Below are 16,442 nucleotides of genomic sequence, written 5' to 3' on the forward strand. Positions count from 1 at the left end.
TTCGGCTTGGCAACGTAGATAGCACGATAGGTCGCAGCGCTCCGCCAACAACGCATTCAACATGAACTTCGATGATGGCAATCAGAACAACAACGACAAGAACAACGAGCTCCGCGTCCGCCCCGTCCGCAGATTCGACTGTTGGCCCCTACCCGTTCAGCGAACTTGTTCAAGCCTACTACGACTGCCGTCGCACGAAGCGCAACAGCGCCAGTGCATTGGCCTTCGAGATGGATCTGGAAAAGAACCTGATCGGCCTACACGACGACCTGATCGCCGGCACTTACCGGCCAGGCCGCTCGATATGTTTCGTAGTCACACGACCGAAAGCACGCGAGGTGTGGGCCGCTGCATTTCGGGACCGCGTTGTCCACCACCTGCTGTACAACCGTGTGGCACCGCGCTTCTACGCCAGCTTCATAGCGGACAGTTGCGCATGCATCCCTGGGCGCGGCACGTTGTACGCCGCGAAGCGCCTTGAGGCGAAGATTCGCAGCGCCAGTCAGAATTGGTCGAAGCCGATGTTCTATCTCAAGTGCGACCTGGCCAACTTCTTCGTTGCGATCGATAAGCAGGTGCTGCGCCAGCAACTGGCGAAGCAGATCACCGAACCCTGGTGGCTGTCACTGGCCGAAACGATCCTGATGCACGACCCTCGCGAAGATTACGAAGTACGCAGCCCGGCCCATCTGCTCAACCGGGTACCGCAGCACAAGCGCCTGACCGCACAGCCGGCGTACCTCGGCTTGCCGATCGGCAACCTGTCTTCGCAGTTCTTCGCCAATGTCTACCTCGACGCGTTGGACCAGTTCGCCAAGCACAAGCTCGGCGCCAAGCATTACGTTCGCTACGTCGATGACTTTGTATTCCTGCATGAATCGCCGCAACAGCTGAATAAGTGGCGCGAGCAGGTCGAAGCGTTCCTTCCGCAACTTGGCGCCAAGCTCAATCCCAGCAAGACAATCTTGCAGCCGGTGGATCGCGGTGTTGACTTCGTCGGCCACGTCATAAAGCCATGGCGGCGATCAACGCGTAAGCGATCGCTGGCCCAAGCACTGAAGCGAGTCGCTGCAGCATCCGCCGAGGATCTTCGCGAAACCGCCAACAGCTACTTCGGTCTTCTAGGACAAGCCAGTCACAGCCAGAAAGATCGGGCAGCCATCGCTCGCGTGGTTCTGTTGCGAGGCAACAGCGTCAACGCGGCACTGACCAAAACCTTCAAGAAGCGGTAACACACCATGACAACAGCAATTGATTTGTTCGCCGGCCTAGGCGGATGGTCCACCGGTGCCCGCAATGCCGGCATCGACGTTATCTGGGCGGCAAACCACTGGCCGGTCGCCGTGGAATGGCACAGCGCCAACCATCCGGAAGCCATTCATATCTGCCAAGACCTGCATCAGGCGGATTGGTCGAAGGTCCCAGCTCACGACATCATGCTCGCGTCACCCTGCTGCCAGGGGCATTCGAAAGCCCGGGGCAAGAAGTCAGGCAATGCACAGCACGATGCATCCAGATCGACAGCATGGGCCGTTGTGTCCGCCGCCGAGTACCACAAGCCGGAAGTGGTGCTGGTCGAAAACGTCGAAGAGTTCACGGACTGGGCGCTGTATCCAGCCTGGTCGCAGGCCATGGCAGCGTTGGGCTACATGATCGCGCCGCATGTAGTCGACTGCGCCGATCTCGGCGTGCCACAGCACCGCGTGCGCCTGTTCCTGGTCTGTACCCGAAGCAAATCGCCGCTGATGCTCGAGCTGCACCGGCGCCAGCACGTTCCCGCCGCCAGCTTCCTCCAGTTTGACGCTGGGCGCTGGTCATCGATCGAGAAGCCAGGGCGCGCGCAGGCCACTTTGGACCGGGTGCGCAACGGTCGAGAGCGATTCGGCGATCAGTTCATCATGCCCTACTACGGCAAGGGCTCAGGGCTTACCGGTCGCGATATCAACCGGCCGATCGGCACCATTACTACGCTCGACCGTTGGGCCTTGGTGCGCGGCGATGAGATGCGGATGCTCAGTGCAAACGAAGCACTTGCCGCAATGTCATTCCCAGCCGACACGCTGCGCCCTGATAACCACCGACTGACCATGCACATGGCCGGCAACGCTGTTCCGCCACTCGCCGGCCAGCGAATCATCGAAGCTCTGAAAGCAGCCGCATAACCCATCCTCCACAGCCCGGGTATGCCCCGGCATAGGGAACCCCATGAACTCACTCGCAAACGAGGCGCTTGCTCGCGCCCTCGGCAAAGCCCTGTCCGCTCCTACAGCGAAAGCCCAGCAAACACAGGCTACGGCTGAGGATAAGCGCGCATTTGGCCCGGCCCCGCTCCCACAGCTGGAGATCACCGGCCCGATCAACCGCGTCATGGAACTAGAGGGCAAGCGGTACGCCCTTGAGTTCGTCCGTGCACTTGGCGCATCCGTCCGGCGCGCACCCGTCAGAGAAAAGGCCATTGCTGATCTGATTCGGTACGCAGCGGTTCAGCCATCCAGCGTGGCCAGTGGTGTGAAGATCGTCATCGATGTGTTGAAGGGGGCGGCATGATCCTCTCCACCCTCTTCATGCTCCAACACATCTATCGAGGGCCGTGGCGATGACCAGCACCGGCAAGCTCAACGCCGGCGTTATGGAGTTCACCGCACGCTGCGACAAGTGCAACAGACCCCGCCACGTCGGCAACCACGAAAAATGCAGCAGGGCTCGGCAGCGCGAGCATGCCGAGCGGGAGAACAACAATGTTCCAACAACTACTTGAATACGGCCTGTGCCTGCTGGCGCTGGCCCAACTATTTTGCTGAGGGTACTGAAATGGACGGAGTAATTCGCTATCTCGCCAGAGACGCTCTGGCCGAGTCACTGAAACAGGCCGTGGCCAAAAATGAACCGGGCCTGTGGGTTCGCGCCGCCGACTTCGATGATCGCCAGGCACAAGCAAAACAGCGGGAGGTTGCTCTGCAGGATCGGCTGACTGCGGCAGAGCAACAGATTGATGAGTTTCCGTCCCTGCACATCGAAGGCTGCCAATTTGTTGGCTACAACGCGGACGGAACCGAGCCTTTCGAATTTGTTGGGAAAACAATCAAAAAGCTGAAATCCATCAATATGTCTGGATGGTTATGCGAGGGACCTCTAAAGAAAGAAGGAATGTTTGAGCGTGATCTCCCAGATGTTGCTGTGCCAGAGCAGCAACTTGATGAGCGCAACGGTACGTGTGAGTGGACTGACGAAGATGGCGTTGGCACCTGGCACAGCTCCTGCGGGGTCTTCTGGTCCTTTCATGAAGAAGGGCCGGTCGAGAACGGCATGAACTTTTGCCACTCCTGCGGGAAAGCTGTGGCGGTAAAGGCTGACGATTCCAATCCGCAGGCAGAAAGTCATGAGTAAGGAAAAACTGCGCGAAGGCCATGTACTGGTCGAGGTGGTCCGTGGGGTTGAAGGCAATTGCCTTTGCATCGGGGACTTCGATACAGGCGAGCGTGTTGCGGGGCCAAAGCCATGGGGCGGCGGCACGACAATCCATAAATTCCAAGTCAAGGCGTCAGATTTGATCCGTCTTGCAAAAGAGTACGAGGCCAAGCAATGACCAATAACCCAACGATTGACGGCGTGTGCGAGACCTGCCTTGGCAGCGGAAAAGAGTACGACGGCGCCGGCCACACCTGCACGGCATGTAACGGTCTCGGCGGTGCGCCAGCGGTCGAGCGGCAAGAGCCCACTACCGATAGCTCTTTCATACGGGGCTGGGAGGTTGGCGCGAAACTATTTAGGCTCAGATTAGATGCGGACAAGTACATCAAAACCGGCCAGTCCAAAGCTGACGGAAACGGAAATAAGCTCGAACCTCTATACCGTGAAAATCACGCGCCCGAAGTCGCCGCCCTGCAATCTACCATCGCCCAGCTGCAAACGCGCGTGCAGGAGCTAGAGAGTGTGAAGGGTGAACCGTTCGGGTACGTTGATCAGCCATACGAAAAATGGCTGGAAAACAAAACTTCTGGATGGGCAACCATCTGGGCTACAGATGGCGCAGGTAACCCATCTCGCGGAAAGCCATCTGTAGCCCTTTTCACCGCCCTGCCAACGCCGGTCGCGGTGACTCTATCTGACGATCAGATTCTTGATGCGATGCGCGAGCACATTTATGCCGCCGACGGCGGTTACGTGTTCGACACGGCAAAGCCTGACGTTATCGCCGCCGGTCGCGCACTGATCATCGCTGTACTCAACAACAAACCTTCAACCGAGGTGAACCCATGAACACCGAACGTCAAGACCTGCCAGACGAGCCGGTCGAATTCATCCGCCTGCCTGAGGTGAAGAAGCTGACCAGCTTGGGCACCACCAAGATTTACACCATGGCCAGCCAAGGCCTGTTCCCGAAACAGGTACCACTGGGCGGCCGCTCCGTGGGCTGGATCAAGTCCGAGGTTCTGCAATGGAACCACGCACAGATAGCCGCCGCCCGTGGCACGCAGGATCAGGCTTCGGCTTCCAGCGCGTCCAAGTAGTCAGCCCAGTCCTGCATCATTCCCCGCCGCTGTTCCACGTATTCCGCGTGGTTGTAGGTCTTCCTGACCTTGCTTGAACTCGCATGCGAAAGCTGCGCCTCGATCCAATCCTCGTTGTAACCCATCTCGTTCAAGGCCGTTGAAATCGTGGCACGGATCCCGTGCCCGGTCAGTTGGTCTTCATACCCCATGCGCTTCAATGCATTGTTGACCGTGTTGTCGCTAATAGGCTTGGTCGGCTCGTTCCGGCCAGCGATCAGCAGCTTGTAGCAGCCGGTCAACTTATGCACCTTGCGCACCTCTTCAACCGCCTGCCGCGACAGTGGCACCAGATACGGCGGTACTTCATCCCCTCCCTTGCTACGAATCACCTTCCGCAATTGCTTCACTGTGTCGGCCGGGATCGTCCACAGCGCGTTATCCAGGTCAAACTGGCTGATCGTCGCTTGACGCACCTCGCCGGTACGCACGCCGGTCAGTAACAGAATCCTGATGGCACTCTTCACATACCCAGCCGCGCCATCGAAAGTCCGCAGATCATGCAGAAATTTCTTTAACTGATGCTGGCGCAGCATTGGGTTGTGCTTCACCGGTGGCTCTTTGGCGGCCACGATGTCGAGGTCAGACGCCGGGTTCATTTCCAGATAGCCCGACGCAATGCCGAACCGGAATATCTCGTTCAGCCAAGCGCGGCACTTGCGTGCAGAGTTCAGCGAGCCTCGACCCTCAATCCTGCGGAGCGCGGTCAGCACGTCACCACGGCGGACATCCACGATCGGGATCCTGCCCAGCACCGGGATCAGGTCCTTGTCCAGGTAGAAGCGCGACTGATAGGCGGCACCCTTTTTTGCCTCGGCAACCCGAGGTGATTTGAATTTGTGCCATTCGTTGGCGACCACTTCGAACGTCTTGACGGCGTTGCCGGCGGCGACACGCTTTTCCTCGCGCCGCTGCGATCGAGGATCGATGCCTTTGGCCACAAGCGACCGGTGCTGGTCCCGCAACTCACGGGCTTCCTTCAAGGTTATTTCGGGATAGGTGCCCAGCGACATGCGCGGCTGCTTGCCGTGCCAGGAATACCTGAAGTGCCAGGACTTGGTGCCATTGCTGGCAACAAAGAGGGATAGGCCGCTGCCATCCGTGAGGGTGAAGTCTTTTTCGGCCGGTTTGGCCTGTCGAACAGCGGTATCAGTGAGGGGCATTAGTACATCACCAAGTCACTCGAACGGGAGAGTGCTGAATGATGTACTAAAAATGCGCGGCACGCAGCGAAAGAATGCGAAAGAGCGCGAAAGAAAAAGGCCGCAATCTTCGTCCTATTTTAGGAGGGTGTGAAAGTCGCCGAACACTGGCGAAAGTAGATTTGGTGCCCGAGACAGGAATCGAACCTGCGACCTTCGCGTTACGAGTGCGCTGCTCTACCGGCTGAGCTACACGGGCGGTGGGCTAAACCTAGCACCGGTCTTGAAGTCCGGCAACTTCACAGAATGTTCCGATATTTCGCAGACAAAAAAATGCCCCACCGTTTACACGGCGGGGCATTTTTATTGCGCTAAAGCCTGGGGGTGATTAAACGCCCGAAGCCTTGGCCGCTGCCACGTCTTTGATGGACAGCTTGATACGGCCGCGGTTGTCCACGTCCAGTACCAGCACTTCCACTTCCTGGCCTTCTTTCAGGATGTCGGTCACTTTCTCTACGCGAGCGTCGCTCAGCATCGAGATGTGCACCAGACCGTCCTTGCCCGGCAGGATGTTGACGAATGCGCCGAAGTCGACGATGCGCTCAACCTTGCCCACGTAGATCTTGCCGATCTCGGCTTCAGCGGTGATGCCCAGAACGCGCTGACGTGCTGCTTCAGCGGCTTCCTTGGTTTCACCGAAGATCTTGATCGAACCGTCGTCTTCGATGTCGATCGAAGCCTTGGTTTCTTCACAGATCGCACGGATGGTCGCGCCACCTTTACCGATAACGTCACGGATCTTGTCGGTGTCGATCTTCATCGCGATCATGGTCGGAGCGTTGGCCGACAGTTCGGTACGCGACTGGCCGATGATCTGGTTCATCTGACCGAGGATGTTCAGGCGCGCTTCCAGGGCTTGGCCCAGAGCGATTTCCATGATTTCTTCGGTGATGCCCTTGATCTTGATGTCCATCTGCAGCGCGGTAACACCTTTGGCGGTACCGGCTACTTTGAAGTCCATATCGCCTAGGTGATCTTCGTCACCGAGGATGTCGGTCAGGACGGCGAACTTCTCGCCTTCTTTAACCAGACCCATGGCGATACCGGCAACCGGCGCCTTCATCGGTACACCAGCGTCCATCAGGGCCAGGGAAGCGCCGCAAACGGAAGCCATCGAGCTCGAACCGTTGGATTCGGTGATTTCCGAAACCACACGGATGGTGTACGGGAACACGTCAGCGGCTGGCAGCATGGCCGAAACCGAACGACGGGCCAGACGGCCGTGACCGATTTCACGACGACCAGCGCCACCCATGCGACCACACTCGCCCACCGAGAACGGAGGGAAGTTGTAGTGCAGCATGAACGGGTCTTTTTTCTCGCCTTCCAGGGTGTCCAGCAGTTGTGCGTCACGGGCGGTGCCCAGTGTTGCAACGACCAGAGCCTGGGTTTCACCACGGGTGAACAGCGCCGAACCGTGAGTCTTCGGCAGAACGCCGACTTCGATGTTCAGCGGACGTACGGTCTTGGTGTCGCGGCCGTCGATACGTGGCTTGCCGTTTACGATGTTTTCGCGAACGGTGCGGTATTCGATTTCGCCGAAAGCGGCTTTGACTTCGCTGGACGAAGGCTGGCCTTCTTCACCGGACAGCTTGGCAACGACCTGATCCTTCAGCTCGCCCAGACGCGCATAACGGTCGGCCTTGACGGTGATGGTGTAAGCCTGGGAGATCGCATCGCCGAACTCGGCACGGATCGCGCCCAGCAGTTCGGTGGCTTCTGGCGCAGGAGCCCAGGTCCAGGTTGGCTTGGCAGCTTCAGCGGCCAGTTCTTTAACCGCGTTGATCACAACCTGGAATTCGTCGTGAGCAAACAGTACCGCGCCCAGCATCTGGTCTTCGGTCAGCTCTTTGGCTTCCGATTCAACCATCAGCACGGCGTCGGAAGTACCGGCAACGACCATGTCCAGACTCGAAGCAGCTTGCTGCTCGTAGGTCGGGTTCAGCAGATAGCCGGTGCTTTCGTGGAAAGCAACGCGAGCGGCGCCGATCGGGCCGTCGAACGGGATGCCCGAGATGGCCAGGGCAGCCGAGGTACCGATCATCGCAGCGATGTCCGGATCGGTCTTCTTGCTGGTGGAAACGACGGTGCAGACAACCTGCACTTCGTTCATGAAGCCTTCTGGGAACAGCGGACGGATCGGACGGTCGATCAGTCGGGAAGTCAGGGTTTCTTTCTCGGAAGGACGGCCTTCACGCTTGAAGAAACCGCCAGGGATCTTACCGGCAGCGTAAGTCTTTTCCTGGTAGTGAACGGACAGAGGGAAGAAGCCCTTGCCTGGATCGGCTTGTTTTGCACCGACTACAGTCACCAATACGCTGACGTCGTCGTCAACGGTGACCAATACTGCGCCGGAGGCCTGACGGGCGATACGGCCAGTCTCGAGGGTAACGGTCGATTGACCGAACTGGAATTTTTTGATTACCGGGTTCACGGTGTCCTACCTTCTTTGTGGCTCTTGGGGGAACTGGTTTCTTGCGAATTCTTGGGCAATGTCGGGAATCGGCCCAACCGTTGTCCGGGGTAAAACGTGTATCCAGATAAAACTTGAGGCTGGGAGCCTGCAAGGCGTCTGCGGTAAACCGAAGACGTCCGACAGACAACCAACCTCATAGCGCAATCGCTGATTAGCGACGCAGACCCAGGCGACCGATCAGAGTCTGGTAACGACCCAGATCCTTGCCTTTCAGGTAGTCCAGCAGCTTGCGACGCTGGTTTACCATGCGGATCAGACCACGACGGGAGTGGTGATCTTTACCGTTGGCCTTGAAGTGACCTTGCAGCTTGTTGATGTTGTGGGTCAGCAGTGCAACTTGCACTTCTGGCGAACCAGTGTCACCAACAGCTTGCTGGTAGTCAGCAACGATTTGAGCTTTTTCTTGAACGTCGAGAGCCATGAGGCAATCCTTTTATCAGGAAACTGTTTCAAAGAAACAGCTTCAACAGGCCAGGGACAAATCCCTGTATCTATAAATGAGTAGTGACCGTGCCTGTTAACAGCCACCCTCGCCAGCCTGCTTTGACACAGACCGGTTTCGGTCATTCCGACCGAATCAGTCGACGCGGCGCGATGCGCCCGTCTTCGCTCACTTCACCGATGCCGATGAAGCGACCATTGTGATCCTGTACCCGTACCATGCCGAACTTCGGAGCATCCGGGGCACGTACCGGCTGGCCGTTGAGCCAGTAGAACGCACTCGCTTCGGAGAAGTGCAGCAACGGCCAATCCTGCAAGCCGCTGTCCGATGGCATCAGGAAGCGATCCACCGCTTCGTTGCCGCCTTCGGCATGTACCGCTTCCAGCTCTTCGAGGGTAACGGTCTGCGCCAAAGTGAAAGGCCCGGCCTGGGTACGGCGCAATTCAGCGACGTACGCACCACAACCGAGTTGCTCACCGATATCCTCCACCAGGGTGCGAATATAGGTGCCTTTGCTGCAGTCCACCGCAAGTCGCGCAGTATCGCCTTCGAAGGCCAGTAATTCCAAGCGCGCAATAGTAACAGAACGCGGTTCGCGCTCCACTACTTCGCCTGCACGCGCCAACTTGTACAGCGGCTGGCCATCACGCTTGAGCGCCGAGTACATCGGCGGTATCTGACTGATTTGCCCACGAAATTTCGGCAATGCCGCTTCGACATCGGCGCGACCAACGGTCACCGGGCGCTCCTGCAAAACCTCACCTTCGGCATCGGCCGTGGTGGTGGTCTTGCCCAGTTGCGCCAGGGTTTCATAAGCCTTGTCGGAATCGAGCAGGTACTGCGAAAACTTGGTCGCTTCACCAAAGCACAACGGCAAGACGCCGGTGGCCAATGGATCGAGGCTGCCGGTGTGACCGGCCTTCTCGGCATTGAGCAGCCAGCGAACCTTCTGCAACGCGGCGTTGGAGGTGAACCCCAACGGTTTGTCGAGCAGGATGATGCCACTGACGTTACGACGGATACGTTTGACCTGAGCCACCGAATTACTCCTTGGTGTCTTCAGGTTCAGCAACGACCGGATGCTGATTGTCTTCAGCCACGGCACGCTCGATCAGCGCCGACAGGTGCGCACCACGGACAACGGATTCGTCGTAGTGGAAGTGCAATTGCGGCACGCTGCGCAGTTTCATTTCACGGGCCAATTGCATGCGCAGGAAGCCTGCGGCGGAATTGAGCACCTTGATACTTTGCGCGATGTCTTCAGCGTTGTCCTGCCCCATCACGGTGATGAAAATCTTCGCATGACCGACGTCACGGCTGACTTCCACTGCGGTAATGGTGACCAGACCCACACGTGGATCTTTGACTTCGCGACGGATCAGTTGAGCCAGCTCACGCTGCATCTGATCGCCGATACGTTGGGTACGGCTGTATTCTTTTGCCATGATTTTGTTACCTGTTACTGCCCGGCGGTGAAACCCGCCAGGTCTGAAAGCGGCAAACGCCCGGCCTGACAAAAGCCAGACCGGGCGTTGCGTTTAGAGTCCGGGTGATGCGCCACACCGTTGAGTGCGGCCGACCATCACGGCTCCTGAAGTGCGCGAGTTAGAGGCTGCGAGCAACCTGAACCTTCTCGAAGACTTCGATCTTGTCGCCGACTTTGACGTCGTTGTAGCTCTTCACGCCGATACCGCATTCCATGCCGGCACGTACTTCGGAAGCGTCATCCTTGAAGCGGCGCAGGGATTCCAGCTCGCCTTCGAAGATAACGATGTCTTCACGCAGTACACGGATCGGACGGTTACGGTGCACAACACCTTCGATCACCATGCAGCCTGCGATCGCGCCAAACTTCGGCGAACGGAACACGTCACGCACTTCAGCCACACCCAGAATGTTCTCGCGAACATCGCTGCCGAGCATGCCGGTCAGGGCTTTCTTGACGTCTTCGATGATGTCGTAGATCACGTTGTAGTAACGCATATCCAGACCTTCCTGCTCGACGATCTTCCGTGCGCCAGCATCGGCACGCACGTTGAAGCCGAACAGTACAGCGTTGGAAGCCAGTGCCAGGTTAGCGTCGGACTCGGTGATACCACCGACGCCGCCGCCGACTACGCGCACTTGAACTTCGTCGTTGCCCAGGCCATTCAAGGCACCGTTCAACGCTTCCAGCGAACCACGGACGTCGGATTTGAGGACGATGTTGAGCGTCTTCTTCTCGGCCTGACCCATGTTTTCGAAGATGTTTTCCAGCTTGCCGGCGTGAGCGCGAGCCAGTTTGACTTCGCGGAACTTGCCTTGACGGAACAGAGCCACTTCACGGGCTTTCTTCTCGTCAGCAACTACGCTCATCTCGTCGCCAGCGTCCGGGGTACCGTCCAGGCCGAGGATCTCGACAGGGATGGATGGACCGGCTTCTTTGATTGGCTTGCCGTTCTCGTCGAGCATGGCGCGCACGCGGCCATAGTTCGAACCGACCAGAACCATGTCGCCTTGGCGCAGGGTACCGTCTTGAACCAGAACGGTTGCCACCGGGCCACGACCTTTGTCGAGACGCGATTCAACCACGACGCCACGGCCAGGAGCCGATGGAGTTGCTTTCAGTTCGAGAACTTCAGCTTGCAGCAGAACGGCTTCAAGCAACTCGTCCACGCCAGTACCGACTTTCGCCGAAACCGGAACGAACGGCGTATCACCGCCCCACTCTTCGGAAGTCACGCCGTGAACCGACAGTTCGCTACGGATGCGATCGAGATCGGCGCCCGGCTTGTCGATCTTGTTCACTGCTACAACCAATGGAACGCCAGCCGCTACAGCGTGCTGAACAGCTTCAATGGTCTGCGGCATCACGCCGTCGTCCGCTGCAACCACCAGGATCACGATGTCGGTCGCCTTGGCACCACGAGCACGCATTGCGGTAAACGCGGCGTGACCCGGGGTGTCGAGGAAGGTGACCATGCCGCGTTCGGTTTCAACGTGGTATGCACCGATGTGCTGAGTAATACCGCCGGCTTCGCCAGCAGCTACCTTGGCACGACGGATGTAGTCGAGCAGGGACGTTTTACCGTGGTCAACGTGGCCCATTACGGTCACGACTGGCGCACGGGAGAACGACTCACCTTCAAACTTCAGGGACTCGGCCAGGGAATCTTCCAGGGCGGTGTCGCTGACCAGGGTCACTTTGTGGCCCAGTTCTTCGGCTACCAGTTGAGCAGTTTCCTGATCAAGCACCTGGTTGATGGTCGCTGGAGTACCCAGTTTGAACATGAACTTGATGATTTCAGCAGCCTTGACCGACATCTGATTGGCGAGATCGCCAACAGTGATGGTCTCGCCGATCTGCACATCACGCACGACAGGGCCGGTTGGGCTCTGGAAACCGTGAGCGTTGCGCTTCTTCAGCTTGGCCTTGCCGCGACCACCACGACGGAAGCCATCGCTTTCTTCGTCGGTAGTGCGTGGTGCCACGCGTGGAGCCGGCGCTTTTTCTTTGACCGAGGCGCGATGCGGAGCGTTTTTGCGCTCGCCATCACCGCCACCGCTGCGACGATTGTTATCGTCAGCACGTGGCTTGTCCGGACGGCGCTGTTCGTTCTGCTTGTTGCGAACGTCAGCAGACGGAGCTGGAGCAGCGGCAACCACCGGCGCGCTTTCGCGAACAGGTTCGGCAACTGCAGCCGGCGCCGCAACGGCGTCGCTGGTAGCGTTCTGCGCAGCAGCAGGCTGATTACGCGCTTCTACTTCGGCGCGTTGCTTGGCTTCTTCTTCAGCCTTCTGACGGGCAGCATTTTCTACTGCGCGACGCTCATCCAGTTCACGCTTGCGCTCGGCTTCGATTTCTTCCGGGCTGCGCTGTACGAAAACTTTCTTCTTGCGGACTTCAACGCTGATGCTTTTGCTGCCAGCAACACGCAGGGTGCTGGTGGTTTTACGCTGCAGCGTGATCTTGCGTGGTTCTTCCACTTTCGCCTTGTGGCTGCTTTTCAAGTGAGTCAGCAGGGACTGCTTCTCACTGTCAGTCACATTTTCTTCGGCGGCGGTGTGCGGCAGACCTGCCTCACGCATCTGCTGCAACAGGCGCTCTACCGGTGTTTTGACCTCATCGGCCAGTTGTTTCACCGTGACTTGCGTCATGCACTTCTCTCCTCAGGCCGCGCCTAATTACTCGAACCAGTGGGCTCGGGCGGCCATGATCAACTTGCCGGCACGATCATCGTCAATGCCGTCGATGTCGAGCAGGTCGTCAATAGACTGCTCGGCCAGGTCTTCGCGGGTAATTACGCCGCGCACCGCCAGTTCCATCGCCAAATCCTTGTCCATACCCTCAAGCGAGAGCAGGTCTTCGGCCGGATGGGCGTCTGCCAGCTTTTCCTCAGTAGCGATGGCTTTGGTCAACAAACGATCCTTGGCACGAGCACGAAGCTCGTTGACGGTATCTTCGTCAAAGCCGTCGATGTTGAGCATTTCTTCCAACGGTACGTAGGCAATCTCTTCCAGGCTGGTGAAGCCTTCATCTACCAGCACCTGTGCCAGGTCTTCGTCGACTTCCAGCTCGTCGATGAAGTTGCGCAGGATGTCGCCGGTTTCTGCTTGCTGCTTAGCCTGGATGTCCGATTCGGTCATCACGTTCAGGGTCCAGCCAGTCAACTGGCTCGCCAGACGCACGTTCTGACCACCACGACCGATGGCCTGAGCCAGATTGTCTGCGCCAACGGCGATGTCCATTGCGTGGGCATCTTCGTCAACGATAATTGCCGCAACCTCAGCCGGGGACATGGCGTTGATCACGAACTGAGCCGGGTTGTCGTCCCACAGGACGATATCAACACGCTCACCGCCCAACTCACCCGACACTGCCTGGACGCGCGAACCGCGCATACCAATGCAAGCGCCTTGCGGGTCGATGCGTTTGTCCTTCGAGCGGACGGCGATCTTGGCGCGCGAACCCGGATCACGGGACGCTGCCATTACTTCGATCAGGCCTTCGGCAATTTCCGGCACTTCGATACGGAACAGCTCGATCAGCATTTCCGGCGCGGTACGCGACAGGATCAGCTGCGGGCCGCGGTTCTCGGTGCGGATTTCCTTGAGCAGCGCACGCAGACGCACGCCAACACGGAAGGTTTCACGCGAAATGATGTCTTCACGGGCCAGCAACGCTTCAGCGTTGTTACCCAGATCGACGATCACGTTGTCGCGGGTGACTTTTTTCACGGTGCCGGAGATGATTTCCCCCAGGCGCTCGCGATAAGCGTCGACCACTTGAGCGCGCTCGGCTTCACGTACTTTTTGCACGATGACTTGCTTGGCAGTCTGTGCAGCAATACGGCCGAACTCGATGGATTCGATTTTTTCTTCGACGACGTCGCCAACGTTGGCACCAGGATGCGTTTCCGCAACCTTGCTCGGCCAGGTTTCGATGGCCGGATCGTCGAGATCATTCTCTTCAACGACCGTCCAGCGACGGAAAGTTTCGTATGCCCCGGTGTGGCGGTTAATTTCCACACGCAGGTCAACTTCGTCTTCAAAACGCTTTTTGGTAGCAGTGGCTAAAGCCAGCTCCAGCGCTTCAAAAATTACGCTTGCCGGTACGCCCTTTTCATTGGATACCGACTCAACAACCAGCAGTACTTCTTTGCTCATCGTACGCCTCGCCTTTCGCAAGCCATTGGATCCGCGGGATCCGCGTCTCAGTCAAAACTGGGAATAATGTTGGCCTTGTCGATCATATCGATCGGCAACAAGAACTCATGGTCATCTACCTGCACCACGACATCCTGCTCTTCTACACCGCGCAGAAGGCCCTGAAAGTTGCGGCGCCCTTCGAAAGGCGAACGCAGCTTGATCTTCACTTGTTCACCGACAAACTGGGCGAACTGCTCAATAGTGAACAGTGGGCGCTCCATGCCAGGCGAGGAAACTTCGAGGGTGTATTCAACGGAGATCGGATCTTCAACATCCAGCACACCGCTGATCTGACGGCTGACAATGGCGCAATCGTCCACCAGCACGCCACCCTCTTTATCGATATAAACGCGCAACATCGAGTGACGACCCTGAGCCGAAAACTCGATACCCCAGCATTCATAGCCCAGGGCCACGACCACCGGGGCCAGCAAGGCCTGCAACTCTTCTAGCTTGCTCGACACCTGAACCCCCTAGTGCATGATATGTGCATGCTTTGCAAAATAAAAAAATGGGCTTAACGCCCATCCTTGAAACGCCGTCGAACAGCGGCGTTGAAAGTGTCCAGCTAACAAAAAGCCCCTTAAAAGGGGCTCCTTAAACTGGTTGCGGGGGCCGGATTTGAACCGACGACCTTCGGGTTATGAGCCCGACGAGCTACCAGACTGCTCCACCCCGCGACAAAGCTGGGGCGGAAGTATACGACCGATCCCTTATTGGGTCAATGTAACCTTCCACCTGCAAGAAAGCCCGCAACAGCGGGCTTTCCTGACTAATTGGTACCGAGAAGGGGACTCGAACCCCTACACCCTATGGGCACAACCACCTCAAGGTTGCGTGTCTACCAATTCCACCACCTCGGCAAAACTACGTTTGAAACCCTTCTTACTTCTGCTCTTGAGCTGGAGGTACGTCAGTCGCTGGAGTAGCCGACTTTTGCTCTTGAAGCACCGGGACATCATCAGAAGCCGGTTGTTGTTGCTTAGGCACTTCCAACACTGCTGGATTTGGGAGACCTGCCTGAGTCAGCTGATGAGCCTTCTCTTTAGCAAAGTAACCTAACCCCAAGCTGGTTATGAAGAAACCGGCGGCAAGTATAGCAGTAAACTTACTAAGAAAGGTAGAGGAACCTTGGCTTCCGAACACAGTATTTGAAGCACCTGCTCCGAAAGACGCGCCAGCGTCCGCACCCTTACCCTGCTGCAGCAAAACCAGAGCAACTACGCCCAATGCACCCAGCAGATGAAAAACGACTACGACTGTTTCCAGCATTTTCTCAGTTTCCCGCGGCGCGACAGATCGCACCGAACTCATCTGCATTCAGGGAAGCTCCACCAATGAGCCCCCCATCGATATCCGGCATGCCGAACAGTTCGACCGCATTGGCCGCCTTCACGCTGCCGCCGTATAGAAGCCGCACACCTCGTGCGACCTCAGAATTCTCTGCCGCCAGCTGCTCGCGAATGGCTTTATGCACATCCTGAGCCTGCTGTGGCGTCGCAGTCAGTCCGGTACCAATGGCCCAGACCGGCTCGTAAGCAATGACTGCCTTGGCAAAAGCACCAACACCCAGCTCCTCGATGATGCTGCCCAGCTGACGCCCGACAACCTCAAGAGTTTTTCCGGCTTCGCGCTGCTCAAGGGTTTCCCCTATACACAACACCGGAATCAAGCCACATGCCTGTGCCGCTGCGAACTTGCGATTCAGCATTCCGTCTCGCTCGCCCATTATCTGGCGACGCTCGGAGTGACCGACAAGAACCAGGGAACAACCTGCATCCACCAACTGACTCGGTGCAATTTCACCGGTCAATGCACCTTGCATGGATTCCACCGCAGAATTCTGCGCGCCGACCGAAATCGACTTGCCTTTCAAGCCATCAATCACTTGATTGATATACAAGCAAGGCGGGAATACCGCGACATCAACACCGCTTGGCAAGGCCAGATGACGAAGGCCGTTGATCAGCTCAGCGACGCTGGCGCGGGTACCGTGCATCTTCCAGTTACCAGCTACCATAGGGCGACGCATGCTGTACCTCGTCGGTCAAAGTGGGCGCAGATGTTACCCAACACAATCATGG

General features: G+C 57.7%; 17 protein-coding genes and 3 tRNA genes. 7 read left to right on the top strand and 13 right to left on the bottom strand.

Going from position 1 to position 16,442, the window contains the following annotated elements:
• Positions 1-71: 71 nt before the first annotated feature.
• From HUW52_RS27520 to HUW52_RS27550, 7 genes are all read left to right on the top strand, one after another.
• A complete protein-coding gene (locus HUW52_RS27520; RefSeq protein WP_175555405.1) occupies positions 72-1,232 on the top strand; it encodes an RNA-directed DNA polymerase in 1,161 nt (386 codons plus the stop codon).
• A gap of 6 nt (positions 1,233-1,238) precedes the next feature.
• Complete coding sequence (locus HUW52_RS27525; protein ID WP_175555406.1) at positions 1,239-2,162, top strand: DNA cytosine methyltransferase; 924 nt, start codon at positions 1,239-1,241, stop codon at positions 2,160-2,162.
• 43 nt (positions 2,163-2,205) lie between these two features.
• A complete protein-coding gene (locus tag HUW52_RS30545; protein ID WP_256667879.1) occupies positions 2,206-2,547 on the top strand; it encodes a hypothetical protein in 342 nt (113 codons plus the stop codon).
• A gap of 264 nt (positions 2,548-2,811) precedes the next feature.
• The gene (locus tag HUW52_RS27535) at positions 2,812-3,387 is read left to right on the top strand and encodes a hypothetical protein (protein WP_175555407.1); all 576 of its coding nucleotides are present in this window, start codon (positions 2,812-2,814) and stop codon (positions 3,385-3,387) included.
• Positions 3,380-3,586 (top strand): hypothetical protein, encoded by a 207-nt coding sequence (locus tag HUW52_RS27540; RefSeq protein WP_175555408.1) that lies wholly within the window; start codon positions 3,380-3,382, stop codon positions 3,584-3,586. Before HUW52_RS27535 ends, HUW52_RS27540 begins: the two co-directional genes overlap by 8 nt.
• The gene (locus tag HUW52_RS27545; RefSeq protein ID WP_175555409.1) at positions 3,583-4,260 is read left to right on the top strand and encodes a hypothetical protein; all 678 of its coding nucleotides are present in this window, start codon (positions 3,583-3,585) and stop codon (positions 4,258-4,260) included. The genes HUW52_RS27540 and HUW52_RS27545 overlap by 4 nt, the downstream gene beginning before the upstream one ends.
• Positions 4,257-4,511, top strand: coding sequence for an AlpA family transcriptional regulator (locus HUW52_RS27550; RefSeq protein ID WP_175555410.1), 255 nt, complete (start codon positions 4,257-4,259; stop codon positions 4,509-4,511). Before HUW52_RS27545 ends, HUW52_RS27550 begins: the two co-directional genes overlap by 4 nt.
• Here HUW52_RS27550 and HUW52_RS27555 read toward each other — a convergent pair.
• The 13 genes from HUW52_RS27555 to tpiA all read right to left on the bottom strand — a co-directional run bounded on the left by HUW52_RS27555 (position 4,481) and on the right by tpiA (position 16,390).
• Complete coding sequence (locus HUW52_RS27555) at positions 4,481-5,713, bottom strand: integrase arm-type DNA-binding domain-containing protein (RefSeq protein WP_175555411.1); 1,233 nt, start codon at positions 5,711-5,713, stop codon at positions 4,481-4,483. The two genes, HUW52_RS27550 and HUW52_RS27555, sit on opposite strands and share 31 nt — an antisense overlap.
• A 162-nt stretch (positions 5,714-5,875) precedes the next feature.
• Positions 5,876-5,951: transfer RNA gene (locus tag HUW52_RS27560), tRNA-Thr, on the bottom strand.
• A 129-nt stretch (positions 5,952-6,080) separates the two neighbouring features.
• Positions 6,081-8,186, bottom strand: coding sequence for a polyribonucleotide nucleotidyltransferase (gene pnp / locus HUW52_RS27565; RefSeq protein WP_016986494.1), 2,106 nt, complete (start codon positions 8,184-8,186; stop codon positions 6,081-6,083).
• 193 nt (positions 8,187-8,379) lie between these two features.
• Positions 8,380-8,649 (bottom strand): 30S ribosomal protein S15, encoded by a 270-nt coding sequence (gene rpsO, locus HUW52_RS27570; protein ID WP_003177875.1) that lies wholly within the window; start codon positions 8,647-8,649, stop codon positions 8,380-8,382.
• A 142-nt stretch (positions 8,650-8,791) separates the two neighbouring features.
• Positions 8,792-9,709 carry a tRNA pseudouridine(55) synthase TruB gene (truB, locus tag HUW52_RS27575; protein WP_008088346.1) on the bottom strand — a complete coding sequence of 306 codons (918 nt, stop codon included), beginning with the start codon at positions 9,707-9,709 and terminating at the stop codon, positions 8,792-8,794.
• Positions 9,710-9,713: 4 nt separating this feature from the next.
• A complete protein-coding gene (gene rbfA, locus HUW52_RS27580) occupies positions 9,714-10,115 on the bottom strand; it encodes a 30S ribosome-binding factor RbfA (protein WP_016986495.1) in 402 nt (133 codons plus the stop codon).
• 160 nt (positions 10,116-10,275) lie between these two features.
• Positions 10,276-12,807 (bottom strand): translation initiation factor IF-2, encoded by a 2,532-nt coding sequence (infB, locus tag HUW52_RS27585; RefSeq protein ID WP_095119526.1) that lies wholly within the window; start codon positions 12,805-12,807, stop codon positions 10,276-10,278.
• Between the two features lie 27 nt (positions 12,808-12,834).
• Positions 12,835-14,316: a transcription termination factor NusA gene (gene nusA, locus HUW52_RS27590; RefSeq protein ID WP_008088341.1), complete on the bottom strand. Its 1,482-nt coding sequence runs from the start codon at positions 14,314-14,316 to the stop codon at positions 12,835-12,837.
• 47 nt (positions 14,317-14,363) lie between these two features.
• Positions 14,364-14,822 carry a ribosome maturation factor RimP gene (rimP, locus tag HUW52_RS27595; protein ID WP_016986496.1) on the bottom strand — a complete coding sequence of 153 codons (459 nt, stop codon included), beginning with the start codon at positions 14,820-14,822 and terminating at the stop codon, positions 14,364-14,366.
• 139 nt (positions 14,823-14,961) lie between these two features.
• Positions 14,962-15,038, bottom strand: a tRNA-Met gene (locus HUW52_RS27600).
• Between the two features lie 97 nt (positions 15,039-15,135).
• A tRNA-Leu gene (locus HUW52_RS27605) sits at positions 15,136-15,221 on the bottom strand.
• Positions 15,222-15,243: 22 nt separating this feature from the next.
• A complete protein-coding gene (gene secG / locus HUW52_RS27610; protein ID WP_016986497.1) occupies positions 15,244-15,630 on the bottom strand; it encodes a preprotein translocase subunit SecG in 387 nt (128 codons plus the stop codon).
• Between the two features lie 4 nt (positions 15,631-15,634).
• A complete protein-coding gene (gene tpiA, locus HUW52_RS27615; protein WP_016986498.1) occupies positions 15,635-16,390 on the bottom strand; it encodes a triose-phosphate isomerase in 756 nt (251 codons plus the stop codon).
• Positions 16,391-16,442: the final 52 nt, after the last annotated feature.

Source organism: Pseudomonas sp. 43A, from assembly GCF_013363935.1.
Classification (GTDB): Bacteria; Pseudomonadota; Gammaproteobacteria; order Pseudomonadales; family Pseudomonadaceae; genus Aquipseudomonas; species Aquipseudomonas crudilactis.

Excerpts from the sequence above, each read along its gene's own strand:
- HUW52_RS27520 (WP_175555405.1), top strand. The coding sequence starts at position 72 with ATGATGGCAATCAGAACAACAACGACAAGAACAACGAGCTCCGCGTCC.
- HUW52_RS27525 (WP_175555406.1), top strand. The coding sequence starts at position 1,239 with ATGACAACAGCAATTGATTTGTTCGCCGGCCTAGGCGGATGGTCCACC.
- HUW52_RS30545 (WP_256667879.1), top strand. The coding sequence starts at position 2,206 with ATGAACTCACTCGCAAACGAGGCGCTTGCTCGCGCCCTCGGCAAAGCC.
- HUW52_RS27535 (WP_175555407.1), top strand. The coding sequence starts at position 2,812 with ATGGACGGAGTAATTCGCTATCTCGCCAGAGACGCTCTGGCCGAGTCA.
- HUW52_RS27540 (WP_175555408.1), top strand. The coding sequence starts at position 3,380 with ATGAGTAAGGAAAAACTGCGCGAAGGCCATGTACTGGTCGAGGTGGTC.
- HUW52_RS27545 (WP_175555409.1), top strand. The coding sequence starts at position 3,583 with ATGACCAATAACCCAACGATTGACGGCGTGTGCGAGACCTGCCTTGGC.
- HUW52_RS27550 (WP_175555410.1), top strand. The coding sequence starts at position 4,257 with ATGAACACCGAACGTCAAGACCTGCCAGACGAGCCGGTCGAATTCATC.
- HUW52_RS27555 (WP_175555411.1), bottom strand. The coding sequence starts at position 5,713 with ATGCCCCTCACTGATACCGCTGTTCGACAGGCCAAACCGGCCGAAAAA.
- rpsO (WP_003177875.1), bottom strand. The coding sequence starts at position 8,649 with ATGGCTCTCGACGTTCAAGAAAAAGCTCAAATCGTTGCTGACTACCAG.
- rbfA (WP_016986495.1), bottom strand. The coding sequence starts at position 10,115 with ATGGCAAAAGAATACAGCCGTACCCAACGTATCGGCGATCAGATGCAG.
- infB (WP_095119526.1), bottom strand. The coding sequence starts at position 12,807 with ATGACGCAAGTCACGGTGAAACAACTGGCCGATGAGGTCAAAACACCG.
- nusA (WP_008088341.1), bottom strand. The coding sequence starts at position 14,316 with ATGAGCAAAGAAGTACTGCTGGTTGTTGAGTCGGTATCCAATGAAAAG.
- secG (WP_016986497.1), bottom strand. The coding sequence starts at position 15,630 with ATGCTGGAAACAGTCGTAGTCGTTTTTCATCTGCTGGGTGCATTGGGC.
- tpiA (WP_016986498.1), bottom strand. The coding sequence starts at position 16,390 with ATGCGTCGCCCTATGGTAGCTGGTAACTGGAAGATGCACGGTACCCGC.